Source organism: Streptomyces sp. ISL-12 (genome assembly GCF_018614415.1).
GTDB lineage: Bacteria > Actinomycetota > Actinomycetes > Streptomycetales > Streptomycetaceae > Streptomyces.
The window spans coordinates 24,498-38,114 of the sequence record NZ_JAGGOO010000110.1; the positions used below are offsets into that span (position 1 = coordinate 24,498).

Sequence of the window (13,617 nt, forward strand, 5' to 3'; positions counted from 1 at the left end):
GGTGTCGTCGTTCCGGCGGCACCGGAAGCCTTGCGAAGGGGGAAGCATTGACCATGCCGAACGCCGGCCGGCGCGTCGTCGCCGTCTGGGCCGGGCTGTGTCTGGCCGGCCTCACGGCCACCTGCGTCCTCTCCTCGGACCCGTACGCGGACGGCCCGGAGTTCCCCGCCGAGGAGCCGACGCCGGCACCCACGGGGAGCCACTCCTACGACTGCGAGGAGATCGCCGACGAGATCGCGCGGGAGCGTGCGGAGGCGGCCCGGGAGCCGGCGCTGCCGCCCTCCCCCGGGGCCGTTCCCGTCCAGACGCTGAGGGCGTACGCGGTGCCCGAGGACTGCCGCGACGAGCTGGACGCCCCGCTGGGCGTCAACTCGCCGTGAGAAAACGCCGGCCCCCGCGTCCTCGCGGGGGCCGGCGTCGCGCAGCGGTGCCGCTCAGTGGGCCGCGCCCACCAGCTTCTGCCCGGCGCCGTCCCCGGCCGTCCGCTTGCCCGTGCGGGCGGCGGCGATGCCGATGAAGACCATGGACGCCACACCGGCCAGCGCGAACGCGGTGAAGCCCCAGTCGCCCTTGTTCGCGGCGAGCAGCTGACCGCCCAGCCACGGGCCGAAGACCGCGCCGAAGCGGCCCATGCCCGAGGTCCAGCCGACGGCCGTGGCGCGGCTGTCGGGCGTGGAGCCGATGGACACCGTCGCGTAGATCATGACCTGGGCGCTGTTGAGGAAGACGCCGGTGAGGAAGACGACCACGAAGGTCAGCGCCAGCGGCATGTGGACGCTGAGCAGGAAGACACCGGCGGCGGTCAGCGCGAACCAGAGGGCCGAGATGCGCGGGGCGCCGAATCGGTCGGAGGCGCGGCCGGCGATCAGCATGCCGACGATGCCGCCGAGGTTGAACAGGACCACGAAGGTCAGCGCGGAGCCCAGCTCGTAGCCCTCGCTGCGCATCAGGGTGGGCAGCCAGGTGGCGACGCCGTAGACGAGCAGCAGTCCGCCGAAGGAGGCCAGCCAGTACAGCAGCGTCTGGATCCACTCGCGGCCCTGGAAGAGGGCGGCGAGGTTGCCCCAGCGGGCGCCGGCGGCCGTGCCGGTCTTGGGGGCCGGGAGGTCGACGTCGTAGCGGGCGGCCAGTTCGGCGGCCTCGTCGCGGCGGCCCTGGGCGACCAGGAAGCTCAGCGACTCGGGCAGCCACTTCAGCAGCACCGGGACGAAGAGCAGGGGGAGCACGCAGACCCAGAAGGCGGCGCGCCAGCCGAGCGGCTCGACGATCCACAGGGCCACGTAGGCGGAGAGGATGCCGCCGGCGTGGTGGGCGGTCATCAGCAGGCCGATGGTGAGGGCCGCGCGGCCCTTGGGGGCGTAGTCGGAGACCATGCTGATCGCGGTGGGCAGCAGACCGCCGAGGCCGACGCCGGCCAGGGTCCGGCCCAGACCGAAGACGGCGACGCTGTCGGCGACGGCGCACAGGCCGGAGGCCAGGGAGAAGAGCGTGACGCAGGAGAGCATCAGCTTCTTGCGGCCGATCCGGTCGGCGATCGTGCCCGCGGTCAGCGCGCCGACCAGCATGCCGAAGGTGGCGTAGCTGCCCAGGTCGCCCGCCTGGCCGGAGGTGATCCCGAGAGCCTTCTCCTCCAGCATGTGGGGCAGCACCGAGCCGTAGATGAACATGTCCAGGCCGTCGAAGAGCACGGCGACCCAGCACAGGACGACGACCAGCAGGGCCAGTCTGCTGCCCTTTGAGGACAGGACGGGGGAGGAGGACATCGTTGTTTTCCTCTCGACCAGGACGAGTTCCCTGGAGGGGATCAATGAAGCGGGTCCGCGCGGCTCGTGCGGCTCGACCCGTGGTGTGCGCTAGACGCTAAAGTTCCGGCCATTGAGTGTCAACGGTTTTGTTAACAATCTCAGCAACGATCTGATAGCGACCGGCCCCTCCCCCTGCGCCACGTGGGTGGGCCGCGCACACCGGTGTGCGCGGCCCACCCACGTGGCCCGTGGTGCGGATCGTCAGGCGACCGGCGGGGTGCCGTGGGTGTGGAAGGACTCGATGGTCTTCAGCCCCCAGGCCTGCCCCTTCTTCCGCTCCTCCTCGGTCCAGGTGATCAGCGGCCAGTCCGGCGCCAGCACCAGGCGGGTGAGCGGGTTGCACAGCTCGACGCGGTTGCCGCCGGGCTCGTAGACGTACAGGAAGAACGTCTGCTGGATGGCGTGCTTGTGCGGGCCCGTCTCGATGAACACGCCGGTGTCGATGGCGAGGTCGGCGGCGCGCAGGATGTCCTCGCGGTTCTCGGTCGCGAAGGCGATGTGGTGCAGCCGCCCCTCGGAGCCGGTCCAGTCCTCGGTGTAGACGACGTCGTAGGACTTGTTGGTGAAGGTCAGCCAACGGGCGGCGATCTTGCCGGTGTTCAGGCGGATCTGCTCGGTGGGCCGGGCGCCCAGGAGGTGTTCCTGGAACTCGGCGTTGGCGAGCACGTCGGACGCGAGGAAGTTGATGTGGTCGAGACGGCGGACGCCGACACCCCGGTTGGGCTTGGCCTGCGGCTGGTTCTTCAGGGCGGGCTTCAGCTCGTCGGGGGCCCGGTAGTGCTCGCTCTCCCAGTACAGGGCGTGCTCGTGGCCGTCGGGGTCGGTGGTGAGGTAGAGCCGGCCGATGCCGGGCTCGTCCTCGACCCACTTGCCGCCCCGGCCGGCCTCCTCCAGGGCCCGCACCCGGCGCTGGAGGGCGTCCTCGCTGGAGGTGCGCAGCGCGAGCCGGCCGAGGCCGGGGGTCTCTCGGGCGGTGAGCACCAGGCTGTGGTGCTCGTAGTCGTCGTAGGTGCGCAGGTAGACCGTGTCACCGTCCTGGCCGTTGACCGTCAGGCCCAGGAAGTCGGTGAAGAAGCCGACGCTGGCGTCGAGGTCGGGCGTGAACAGCTGGGTGTGACCGATGTGGGCGATGTCACCGAGCGGCGGAGTCATCGTTGCCTCCAGAGGATGGTGCGGGGGTCGGGGCCGTCCCGGCCGACCGGGGGAACACGGTGCCGTCGAAGATCTTCCGTGCGGTGCGCACGACGGCGGTACGGCGGACCACCGGGGGTGTGCCGTCGGCCCCGGGATCGACGGCGGTCTCGACGTCCAGGAAGCCGGTGGGGTGTTCGACGCGGACGCGGTCGCCGCCGGGCAGCTGAGCGATGCCTTCCCCCACCCCGCCGGGCAGGCGGAGTCCGGCGGCCACGCTCGCGGCGCCCAGGACGCCGATGGAGGTGTGGCAGCGCACGGGGATGAAGGTGCGGGTGGTGACCGCGCCGCCGTCCCGGGGCGGCGCGAGCAGGCTGAGCTTGGGCACGGTGGTGGACTCGACGTCCCCGAGGCCCATCAGCCGGCCGGCCGCCAGCCGGATCTCCCTGAGGCGGTCGGCCAGGGCCGTGTCCTCCTCCAGGTCCCGCGGCTCCTCGTAGCCGGTGACCTTCAGGGCGCCCGCCGGGATCAGCACGACCGGCATGCCGTTGTCGACACAGGTCACCTCGGTCCCGGCGACGGTGTCGCGGACGTTGCCGGTGGGCAGCAGCGGGGAGCTGCCCTGCGGGAACTCGATGACGACCGCGGCGGCGGTGCCCGGTACGCCCGAGATCTCGGCGTCCCCGGTGTAGTCGACGCGCCCGCCCGGGGTGGGGAAGGTGGCGACCGCCAGTTCCCCGGTGTTGCGCATCCGGACGCGTACGGACGTCTCACCGTCCTGGGCGGGAACCAGTCCGCGTTCCACGGCGAACGGGCCCACCCCGGCGAGGATGTTGCCGCAGTTCTGCCGGTCGGTGACCTCGGGGGTGTCCACGTCGACCTGGAGGAACAGGTAGTCGACGTCGGCCTCGGGATCGTCCGACGCCGAGACGACGGCGACCTTGCTGGTCAGCGGGTGGGCGCCGCCCAGCCCGTCGATCTGGCGCGGGTCGGGGCTGCCCATGACCCGCCGCAGCAGGTCGTCGCGGGCGGCGGTGTCGGCGGGGAGGTCCTCGGCCAGGAAGTAGGCGCCCTTGGAGGTGCCGCCGCGCATCAGCATGCAGCGGACCTCGTCGGGTGCGCTCACGACGCGTCCCCGCCGCGCGTGTACTCCTCGTAGGACTGGTAGGTCACGCCGAGCTGGACCAGCTTCTCGCGCAGGCCGTAGCGGTCCAGGCCCAGCTGGCCCTCCAGGAAGGCGGCGCGGGTCGCGGCCTCCTTGTCCTCCCGGGCCCGGGACGCCTCGGCGGTCCGCCGGGCCTTCTCGCGCGGGACGACGACCACGCCGTCGTCGTCGGCGACGATCACGTCACCGGGGTGGATCACCTGGCCGCCGATGACGACCGGCACGTTGACGCTGCCGCCGGTCGCCTTGACGGTGCCCTGCGCGGACACGGCGGCGGACCAGGCCGGGAAGCCCATCTCGCGCAGCTCGGAGGTGTCCCGGATACCCGTGTTGATGATCAGCCCGCGCACCCCGCGCTGCTGGAGCGCCGTCGCGAACAGCTCGCCGAACAGGCCGTCGGTGGACGGCGAGGTGGTGGTGACGACCAGGATGTCGCCCTCGCCGCACTGCTCCACGGCGGCGTGGATCATGAGGTTGTCGCCGGGCCAGGACAGCACGGTCACCGCGGTGCCGGCGATCCGGGTGTCCTGCTGGATCGGGCGCAGGTGCGGGCCGAGGAGGCCGGTGCGGCCCATCGCCTCGGACACGGTGGCCACGCCGTACCCGGACAGGGCCTCGACGTCCTTGGCCTCCGCCTTCGGCGGGTCGGTGACGATGACGCCGCTCATGCCTGCTCCTTCGGGGTGTGCGGGTACGCGTACACGGGTTCTCTTCCTCTTCGGGCCGGGGCGCCGGCACGCCCTCGCTCCTCGCTCACCGGGGTGAGCGGATGCGCGTCCGCCCGGTGCGGGTCAGTCGCGCAACGCCTCGATCACGCTGGTGAGGTGGGCGCGGACGGCCGCCTCGGCCGCCTGTGGGTCTCTGGCCTCGATCGCCTCGATCATGGCCAGGTGCTCGTTCAGGGATTGCTGGGGCCGTCCCGGGCGCAGCGCCAACTGGAAGCGGTGGCGCACCAGTTGGGCGTTGAGCCGCTCCAGCAGCTCCAGCGCCGTCAACTGGCCGGAGAACTCCCGGATCCGGGTGTGCAGTCGGTGGTTGAGTTCCGAGTAGGTCAGCGGTTCGCCGTCGGCCACGGCCTTGCGCATCGCCGTACCGAGGTCGGTCAGCTCGACGACCTGTTCGTCGGTGACGGCTGCCGCCGCCTTCGCCGCGCAGAGCCCTTCGAGCACCAGCCGGCACTCGGTGATGGCGACCGCTTCCTCCACGGTCACCACCCGCACCCGCGACCCCCGGTTGCGGATGCGCTCGACCAGTCCCTGCGATTCCAGGTCGATCAGTGCGGCCCGGATGCTGGCCCGTGTCACACCGAACTGTTCGGCGAGTTCGTTCTCCACCAGCCGCTGGGCCGGTGCCATGTCGCCGCGCAGAATCGCCTCCCGCAGCTGTCCGAGCGCAAGCTGTTTCGCCTGCTCCCCGGTGCTCGGACCGGCTTGTTTCGGCATGTGCCCTCCCTGAGTGAGTGCTCGTCGAACGTAAATCTATCCAAACAAGATTGTCAACAATTTTGTTCGCCGAATTACGGGGCGCTGTGCGGCGTCTTTGCGGTGCTCATCGGCGGGGCTCGACCGTCGTCATCCCTGGGGCGCGGCCGTGGTCCCCCGGATCTCCAGCGAGGGAGCCGCGAGGTGCAGGCCGCCCGGTCGGCCGGGGGCGCGGAGCCGGTCGAGCAGGAGGCGGGCGGCGCGGCGGCCGACCTCGTGGCCGGCGTTGTCGACCGTGGTGAGCCAGAGGTGGCGCAGCCGGGAGATGCTCGTGTTGTCGTATCCGGCCACGGACAGGTCGTGCGGCACCCGCAGTCCCAGTTCCTCCGCCGCCGACAGGGCGCCGACGCAGGCGATGTCGTTCACGGCGAAGACGGCGGTGGGCCGCCCGGGTCCGCTTGTGCCGAGCAGCCGGACGGTGGCGCGGTAGCCGCCCTCCTCGGTCATGTCGCAGGGCTCGACGGTGGCCCGGCCGGCGAGGCCGTGGGCGCGCATCGCCGACGCGAAGCTGCGCCGCCGCAGCTCGCCGACGGCCCCGTAGCCCGCCAGGTGCGCCACCGCCCGGTGGCCGAGGCCGATGAGGTGCTCGGTGACCAGCCGCGCCCCGCGCTCGTCGTCGCCGGCCACCACGTCCACGCCGGGCGGCACCGCCTCGCGGGCGCCCGCGACCACCACGGGGACGCGCCCGGCGACGTCTGCCAGGGCGGCCGGGTCGGGCAGCGTGCCGACCACGACCAGGCCGTCGACACCGAGGTCGCGCAGGGGGCCCGCGGCGTCGCCGGGTCCGGAGCGGCGGTTGAGGCGGGCGTCGGAGAGCAGCACGTGCAGGTCGTTGTCGCGCAGCACGGCGTTCAGCCCGTCGAGCAGGTCCACGAACCAGGGGTTGCGCAGGTCGTCGAGGAGGACGCCCACGGTGCGGGTGCGCCGCTCGCTCAGACTGCGGGCCGCCGCGTTGGGCCGGTAGCCGAGTTCCCGCGCGGCCCGCAGCACGGCCTCGCGCCGTTCGGGCCGTACCCCGTCGGCGCCGCGCAGCACCAGGGAGACCAGCGACTTGGAGACCCCGGCCCGCTCGGCCACGTCACGGATGGTCGGCTGCTTCATGGCTGGACCGTTCCACGGGGTGCATCGCCTGTCAAAGCCTTGACACCACGGGCCAGTAGTCCTCAGGGTGACAGGGACAGGTGCTGGACCGGTCCAAAGAGGGGCTCGCATGGTTCACCCGGTGGTTCGCCCGCAGGGGACGCTCGGCGTCGCCGTCGTCGGTTTCGGCTGGATGGGCCGGGTGCACACCCAGGCCTACGCCCGCGTCCGCCACCACTATCCGCGGCTCGCCGTCCGTCCGGAGCTGGTCGTGGTCGCCGAGGAGGTGCCGGGCCGGGGCGAGGAGGCCGCCGACCGGTTCGGGTTCGCGTCGGCCGTCCGCGACTGGCGCGAGGTGGCCGCCGATCCCCGGGTACGGGCGGTCAGCGTCACCGCCCCCAACTTCCTGCACCGCGAGATCGGCGTCGCGATGGCCGAGGCGGGCAAGCACCTGTGGATCGAGAAGCCGGTCGGGCTGAACGCCGAGGACGCCCGCGCGGTGGCCGCCGCCGTCGCCAAGGCCGGGGTCCAGGGCGCGGTCGGCTTCAACTACCGCGGCGCGCCCGCCGTCGAGGCGGCCCGTGACCTGATCGCCGCCGGGGACATCGGCGCCGTCACCCATGTCCGCGTCCGGCTGTTCAGCGACTACGCCGCCCATCCCGAGTCGGCCCTGACCTGGCGGTACGAGCGGGAGCGCGGCGGCAGCGGGGTGCTGGGCGACCTGGCCTCGCACGGCGCGGACCTGGCCCGGTTCCTGTGCGGCGACATCGCCGCCGTGACCGCCGACACCGCCGTCTTCGTCCCCGAGCGGGCCCGCCCGGCCGCCGCCACCGCCGGTCACACCCGGGCGACGGGTGGGGAGCTCGGCCCGGTGGAGAACGAGGACTACGTCGGCTGTCTGCTGCGCTTCGCCTCCGGCGCCCGCGGCGTGCTGGAGGCGTGCCGGGTCTCGGTCGGCGAGCAGAACGCCTACGGCTTCGAGGTGCACGGCACGAGGGGCGCGGTGTTCTGGGACTTCCGGCGGATGAACGAGCTGGGCGTCAGCCGCGGTACCGCGTACCAGGACCAGCCGGTCAGCACGGTGTACGTCGGTCCGGGCGACGGCGAGTTCGCCGCGTTCCAGCCGGGCGCGGCCAACGCCATGGGCTACGACGACCTGAAGGTGATCGAGGCGTACCGCTTCCTGCGCTCGGTCGCCGAAGGGACCCCGTACGGCGCGACGCTGACGGACGCGGTGCGCGGCGCGGCCGTGCTGGACGCGATGGAGCGTTCGGCCGCGAGCGGCGCCTGGGTCACCGTGGGCCCGTCGGCGTGACCCCGCGCCTCCCCTCTCTCAGGATCTCCTAGGAGCACCCCCATGCGTATCGGCATCCTCGGTCTCGGCCGCATCGGCGCCTTCCACGCCGCGACCCTCGCCGGGCTCGGCGCCGTGGAGTCCCTGGTCGTGTGCGATCCGGCGGCCGGCGCCGTGCGGGCCGCCGCCGAGCGGTTCGGCGCGCGGGTCGCGGACTCCCCCGCCGAGCTGCTGGCCGGCGGGGTGGACGGGCTCGTCGTCGCGGCGGCGACCGACGCCCATCCGGCGCTGATCCGGGCCGGGGTGGACGCCGGGGTGCCGGTCTTCTGCGAGAAGCCGGTGGCCCGCACCATGGCCGAGGGCACGGAGGTGCTGAAGGCCGTCGCGGGGCGTGAGGTGCCGGTGCAGATCGGTTTCAACCGGCGGTTCGACGCCGGGTTCGCCGCGGCGCGGGCGGCGGTGCGCTCCGGCGAGCTGGGCCCCCTGCACACCGTACGGTCGACCACGCTGGACCCGGCGCCGCCGCCGGCCGCGTACGTCGCCGCCTCCGGGGGCATCTTCCGGGACTGCGCGGTGCACGACTTCGACATGATCCGCTGGGTGACGGGCCGCGAGGTGACCGAGGTGTACGCGGTCGGCGGCAACCGGGGTGCCGCGTACATCCGGGAGGCGGGCGACGCCGACACCGCCTCGGCGGTGCTCACCCTGGACGACGGCACGGTCGCGGTGGTGTCCAGCAGCCGGCACAACGGACGCGGTCACGACGTCCGCATGGAGCTGCACGGCTTCGCCGACTCCCTCGCGGTCGGCCTGGAGGACCGGCTGCCGCTGCGCTCGGCGGAGCCGGGCGTGACCTTCCCCTCCGGCACCCCGCACGACTTCTTCATGGACCGCTTCGCCGCGGCCTACCGCGCCGAGCTGACCGCCTTCACGGAGGTGGTCGCCGGGGCGCGGCCGTCGCCGTGCGGGATCGAGGACGCGCTGGAGGCGGGCTGGATCGCGGAGGCGTGCACGCTGTCGCTGCGCGAGCACCGTCCGGTGACGGTGGAGGAGGTACGCCGGGCGTGAGCGGTCCGGTCAGGAGGCCGGCTCGCTGATGTTCACCATCCAGGAGACGCCGAACCGGTCCCGGCACATGCCGAAGACGTCGCCCCACATCTGCTTCTCCAGCGCCACGTCGACGGTGCCGCCCGCGGACAGCTTGGTCCAGTAGCCGCGCAGCTCGGCGTCGTCGTCGCCGCTGAGACTGATCGAGAAGGCGTTCCCCGGGGTGTGCTCGGTGCCGGGCGGGGCGTCGGCGCCCATCAGGGTGAGGCCGCCCGGTGTCTCCAGCAGGCCGTGCATGATCTTGTCGGCGTCCGGGCCGGGCGACCCGCCGAAGGACGCGTAGGTGTTCAGCGTCAGCGTGCCGCCGAACACCTCCTCGTAGAACTCCAGCGCCTGGCGGGCGTCGCCGTCGAAGCTGAGGTACGGATTGAGCCGCGTGGTCATGACTGCCTCCCGGAACGGGACGAAGGGCCATCGCTGTCGACGCTAACGCGCGCCACTGACAATGGCTCCCCGAGCCGTTCCGGGTGGTCCCTCGAAAAGGGCCCGGCAGGCCCTGTCAGACCCCGTCAGGCCCCGCAGGAGCGCAGGAAGCGGCGGGTGCGGACCGCGATGGGCAGCGGCCGGTCCGGCTCGCAGGGGTACATGTCCTGCTCGACGATGGCGAAGAGGTCCACGCCGAGCCGCTGGGCCGCCACCAGCACCGGTTCCAGCTCGGGCACGCCCCTCGGCGGTTCGCACATCACCCCCCGCCGCACGGCCGGCCCGAACGGCAGCCCGTCCGCCCGCACCCCGGCGAGGATCTCGGGGTCGACCTGCTTGAGGTGCAGGTACCCGACGCGCTCGCCGTAGGTCTCGATGAGCTTGACGCTGTCGCCGCCGCAGTAGGCGTAGTGGCCGGTGTCCAGGCAGAGGCTGACCAGGCCGGGGTCGGTGGCGTCGAGGAAGCGCTCGACGTGCTCCTCGGTGTCGAGGTGGGTGTCGGCGTGCGGGTGGACGACGATGTCCAGGCCGTAGGTGTCCCGCACCTCGCGGCCGAGGCGTTCCATGCCCCGGGTCAGGTGGGACCACTGCTCGCGGGTCAGCTCCGGGGGTTCCAGGATCTCGGCGGTCTTGTCGTCGCGCCAGAAGGACGGGATGACGACGAGGTGCCCGGCGCCCATCGCCCGGGTGAGGGCGGCGACGCGGCTCACCTGCTCCCAGGTCGCGTCCCACTCGGAGGGGCCGCGGTGCAGGCCGCAGAAGACGGTGCCGGCGGAGACCTTCAGGCCGCGCCGGTCCACCTCGTCGGTGAGGCGGGCCGGGTCGGTGGGGAGGTAGCCGTAGGGGCCCAGTTCGATCCAGGAGTAGCCGGCCTCGGCCACTTCGTCCAGGAAGCGTTCCCAGGGCACCTGGTGGGGGTCGTCGGGGAACCAGACGCCCCAGGAGTCGGGGGCGGAGCCGACCCGGATGCGGTCGAGCACGGGGGTCATGTCAGGTGTTTCCTTCCCTGGGCGACGTGAAGTCCCGCTCGTCGGGGAGAGCGGCGGTGTCGGCTCCGCCGACCTGCGCCAGCTCGTGCTTGAGCGCGGCGAGTTCGGCGCCTCCGGCCATGTGGTCGGTCAGCTTCTCCAGGGTGATGTCGCCGCGGGCCGCGGACAGTTCGAGGGTGCCCAGGCGCAGCACGGTGAAGTGGTCGCCGACCAGGTAGGCGTGGTGGGGGTTGTGGGTGATGAGGATGACGCCGAGGCCGCGGTCGCGGGCGGCGGCGATGTACTTCAGCACCACGCCGGACTGCTTCACGCCGAGCGCGGCGGTGGGTTCGTCCAGGATGAGGACGCGGGCGCCGAAATGGACGGCGCGGGCGATGGCGACGCACTGGCGCTGTCCGCCGGAGAGGGTGCCGACGGGCTGCTCCAGGTCGTCCAGGACGATGCCCATGGCGCGCAGCTCCTCGTCGGCGGTCCGCTTCATGCGGGCGATGTCGAGGCGGCGGACGGGCCAGGGGCCGCGGGTCAGTTCCGAGCCGAGGAAGAAGTTGCGCCACACCGGCATCAGCGGGACGGTGGCCAGGTCCTGGTAGACGGCGGCGATGCCCCGGTCCAGGGCCTCGCGCGGGGTGGTGAAGCGGACGGGTGCGCCGTCGACGAGGAACGCGCCCTCGGTGTGCTGGTGCAGCCCCGAGACGATCTTGATCAGGGTGGACTTGCCGGCGCCGTTGTCGCCGAGCACACAGGTCACCCGGCCGGGGTGGACGGCGAGGTCGACGCCGTGCAGGGCGCGGACGGTGCCGTAGGACTTGCCGGCGCCGCGCAGTTCGACGAGGGGGGTGTCGGTCATGTGCTCACCTCCGGGTCGCCGTGCGGCGGACCCACAGATTGACGAGGACGGCGCCGAGCAGCATCACACCGAGGAACGCCTTGAACCAGTCGGGGTTCCATCCGGCGTACACGATGCCCTGGTTCACCATGCCGAACATGAAGGCGCCGAAGACCGGGCCGATCGCGGAGCCGTGGCCGCCGGTCAGCAGGCAGCCGCCGATGACCGCGGCGGCGATGTAGATCAGTTCCTGGCCGACGCCCTCGCCGGACTGCACGGTGTTGAAGGAGAACAGCTGGTGCATGCCGGTGAACCAGGCGCCGAAGCCGACCAGCATGAACAGGGAGACCTTGGTGAAGGTCACGGGCACGCCGACCGCGCGGGCGCTGTCCTGGTCGCCGCCGACGGCGAAGACCCAGTTGCCGTACTTGGTGCGCAGCAGCACCCAGGTGGCCAGGGCGGCGAAGACCAGCCACCACACCACCGTGATCTTCACCTGGACGCCGCCGATGCCGAAGGAGGAGGCGAAGAGTGCCTCGGCCTGGCCGAAGCCGTCCATGTCGCTGATGTCGTCGGTGGCGACGTTGCCGGTGACGAGTTTGGTGACGGCGAGGTTGACGCCCTGGAGGATCAGGAAGGTGCCGAGGGTGACGAGGAAGCTGGGCAGCCGGGTCTTCACCAGCATCCAGCCGTTGAACGCGCCGACGGCGAGGGAGACCACCAGGGCGACGAGCACGCCGGTCCAGACGTTGACGGTCAGCTGGTAACTGAGCATGCTCGCGGTCAGCGCCGAGGTGACCACGGCGACCCCGGCCGACAGGTCGAACTCGCCGCCGATCATCAGCAGGGCGACCGGCAGCGCCATGATGCCGATGGTGGAGGACTGGTAGAGGACGGTCGCCAGCGAGCCGCCCTGCCGGACCGAGGGCGCCGCGACCAGGAAGAAGACGAGGACGGCGACGGCCCCGAGGAACACCCCGACCTCGGGCCGGGCCAGCAGCCGCAGCACCAGGGGGCGTCCGGTCCGCCGCGCCCCGGCGGCCGGCCGCGCGGTCACCGCCTGTGGGGCGCCGCTCATCACCGGGTGCCCTTCGCGGCGTACTCGGCGACCTGGTCGACGTTGGACTCGTCGACGAAGGCCGGCCCGGTCAGCACCGGCTGCTCACCGCCACCGCTGTAGTTGCCGTTGTTCTTGTAGAGCCACAGTCCGTCGACCGCCAAGTAGCCCTGAAGGTACGGCTGCTGGTCGACGGCGAACTCGATGTCGCCCTTCTGGATCGCGCCGGTCAGCTCCTTGTCGAGGTCGAAGGTGGCCACCTTCGCCTCGCCCCCGCTCTCCGCCACCGACTGCACCGCGGTCATGGCGAAGGGCGCGCCGAGGGTGACGACGTGGTCGATGGAGCTGTCCTGCTTGAGCTTGGCGGTGATCGTCGACAGCACGGACGGCATGTCGGTGCCGTTGACGTACAGGTTCTCCACCGAGCCCTCGAAGGTCTTCTTCACCCCGTCGCAGCGCTGGGTGAGGCCGACGTTGCCCTGTTCGTGCAGGACGCAGACGGCCTTCTCGGCCCCCACCTCGTTGAGCTTCTTGCCGAACGCCTCGCCGGCCACGCTCTCGTCCTGCCCGAAGAACTCGGTCAGCCCCATCTGCCTCCAGTCGCTCAGCCCGGAGTTGAGCCCGACGACGGGGATGCCGGCCTGCCGGGCCTTGCTCACCACGCTCTTGAGGGCGTCCGGCTTGGCGAGGGTGACCGCGATGCCGTCGACCTTCTGGTCGATGGCGTTCTGCACCAGGCCGGCCTGGTTGCCGGCGTTGGGGTCGTTGGAGTAGACGAGCTTGATGTTGTCCTTGGCGGCGGCGGCCTCGGCGCCCTTGCGGACGATGTCCCAGAAGGTGTCGCCGACCGCCTGGTGGGTGACCAGGGCGACCGTCATCCGGGGGGTGTCGGCCTTGCCCGCGGAGGCTCCGGACGTCCCCTCCTCGTCGGCCTCCTTGCCCCCGGAGCCGCTGGAGCAGCCGGCCAGGGTCAGGGCCGCCGCCGCGGCGAGCGCCAGGGCCGGGACGAACCGCCGGGGGCGGTGGCGGGTGGGGCGGGCTGGAGCGGAGCGGTCCATCTTTCCTGCACCTCACTGTAGCGACGGGAGCTGAGTGCCGTAGTGCCGTAGTGCTTGAGTGCCGTAGGGAGAAGGCTTGCGCTGGGACCGGATACAAGACCGGATACAAGTGCGTCGCGCCCCCGATGTCAATGCTTTGTCAAGACATCGCTTCAGCAAAAAGTCCGAATGTCCGTACAAAGTATTGACAGGACGGTATCC

At 72.1% G+C, this 13,617-nt stretch carries 14 protein-coding genes; 3 read left to right on the forward strand and 11 right to left on the reverse strand.

Annotated features, from left to right (window positions below):
* The first annotated feature begins 47 nt into the window (after positions 1 to 47).
* On the forward strand, positions 48 to 380 hold the full coding sequence (locus J7I94_RS27810) for a hypothetical protein (protein ID WP_215171263.1): 333 nt from the start codon (positions 48 to 50) through the stop codon (positions 378 to 380).
* A gap of 54 nt (positions 381 to 434) precedes the next feature.
* Here the strand turns inward: J7I94_RS27810 and J7I94_RS27815 are convergent, their stop codons facing one another.
* The 6 genes from J7I94_RS27815 to J7I94_RS27840 form a co-directional block, all read right to left on the reverse strand.
* Positions 435 to 1,763 carry an aromatic acid/H+ symport family MFS transporter gene (locus J7I94_RS27815; RefSeq protein WP_215171264.1) on the reverse strand — a complete coding sequence of 443 codons (1,329 nt, stop codon included), beginning with the start codon at positions 1,761 to 1,763 and terminating at the stop codon, positions 435 to 437.
* A gap of 243 nt (positions 1,764 to 2,006) precedes the next feature.
* The gene (locus J7I94_RS27820; protein WP_215171266.1) at positions 2,007 to 2,957 is read right to left on the reverse strand and encodes a catechol 2,3-dioxygenase; all 951 of its coding nucleotides are present in this window, start codon (positions 2,955 to 2,957) and stop codon (positions 2,007 to 2,009) included.
* Positions 2,938 to 4,035, reverse strand: a complete 1,098-nt coding sequence (locus tag J7I94_RS27825) for a 4-oxalomesaconate tautomerase (protein WP_215171442.1) — start codon at positions 4,033 to 4,035, stop codon at positions 2,938 to 2,940. The genes J7I94_RS27820 and J7I94_RS27825 overlap by 20 nt, the downstream gene beginning before the upstream one ends.
* A gap of 23 nt (positions 4,036 to 4,058) precedes the next feature.
* Complete coding sequence (locus tag J7I94_RS27830; RefSeq protein ID WP_215171268.1) at positions 4,059 to 4,769, reverse strand: 4-carboxy-4-hydroxy-2-oxoadipate aldolase/oxaloacetate decarboxylase; 711 nt, start codon at positions 4,767 to 4,769, stop codon at positions 4,059 to 4,061.
* A gap of 123 nt (positions 4,770 to 4,892) precedes the next feature.
* Positions 4,893 to 5,543, reverse strand: a complete 651-nt coding sequence (locus J7I94_RS27835) for a GntR family transcriptional regulator (RefSeq protein ID WP_215171270.1) — start codon at positions 5,541 to 5,543, stop codon at positions 4,893 to 4,895.
* 129 nt (positions 5,544 to 5,672) lie between these two features.
* Positions 5,673 to 6,683 (reverse strand): LacI family DNA-binding transcriptional regulator, encoded by a 1,011-nt coding sequence (locus tag J7I94_RS27840; protein ID WP_215171272.1) that lies wholly within the window; start codon positions 6,681 to 6,683, stop codon positions 5,673 to 5,675.
* A gap of 172 nt (positions 6,684 to 6,855) precedes the next feature.
* Here J7I94_RS27840 and J7I94_RS27845 point away from each other — a divergent pair, with 172 nt between their 5' ends.
* Together J7I94_RS27845 and J7I94_RS27850 are read left to right on the forward strand one after the other, a co-directional pair.
* Complete coding sequence (locus J7I94_RS27845) at positions 6,856 to 7,977, forward strand: Gfo/Idh/MocA family protein (protein WP_251075862.1); 1,122 nt, start codon at positions 6,856 to 6,858, stop codon at positions 7,975 to 7,977.
* A gap of 42 nt (positions 7,978 to 8,019) precedes the next feature.
* Complete coding sequence (locus J7I94_RS27850) at positions 8,020 to 9,024, forward strand: Gfo/Idh/MocA family oxidoreductase (protein WP_215171276.1); 1,005 nt, start codon at positions 8,020 to 8,022, stop codon at positions 9,022 to 9,024.
* Between the two features lie 9 nt (positions 9,025 to 9,033).
* On the opposite strand, the gene J7I94_RS27855 is transcribed toward J7I94_RS27850, so the two are convergent.
* The 5 genes from J7I94_RS27855 to J7I94_RS27875 form a co-directional block, all read right to left on the reverse strand.
* Complete coding sequence (locus tag J7I94_RS27855) at positions 9,034 to 9,447, reverse strand: VOC family protein (protein WP_215171278.1); 414 nt, start codon at positions 9,445 to 9,447, stop codon at positions 9,034 to 9,036.
* A 125-nt stretch (positions 9,448 to 9,572) separates the two neighbouring features.
* A complete protein-coding gene (locus J7I94_RS27860; protein ID WP_215171280.1) occupies positions 9,573 to 10,475 on the reverse strand; it encodes a sugar phosphate isomerase/epimerase in 903 nt (300 codons plus the stop codon).
* Position 10,476: 1 nt separating this feature from the next.
* Positions 10,477 to 11,322: an ATP-binding cassette domain-containing protein gene (locus J7I94_RS27865; RefSeq protein WP_215171282.1), complete on the reverse strand. Its 846-nt coding sequence runs from the start codon at positions 11,320 to 11,322 to the stop codon at positions 10,477 to 10,479.
* A gap of 4 nt (positions 11,323 to 11,326) precedes the next feature.
* Positions 11,327 to 12,379 (reverse strand): ABC transporter permease, encoded by a 1,053-nt coding sequence (locus J7I94_RS27870; RefSeq protein WP_215171284.1) that lies wholly within the window; start codon positions 12,377 to 12,379, stop codon positions 11,327 to 11,329.
* Entirely contained in the window at positions 12,379 to 13,416 is a 1,038-nt protein-coding gene (locus J7I94_RS27875; RefSeq protein ID WP_215171286.1) for a sugar ABC transporter substrate-binding protein, read from the reverse strand. The genes J7I94_RS27870 and J7I94_RS27875 overlap by 1 nt, the downstream gene beginning before the upstream one ends.
* Positions 13,417 to 13,617: the final 201 nt, after the last annotated feature.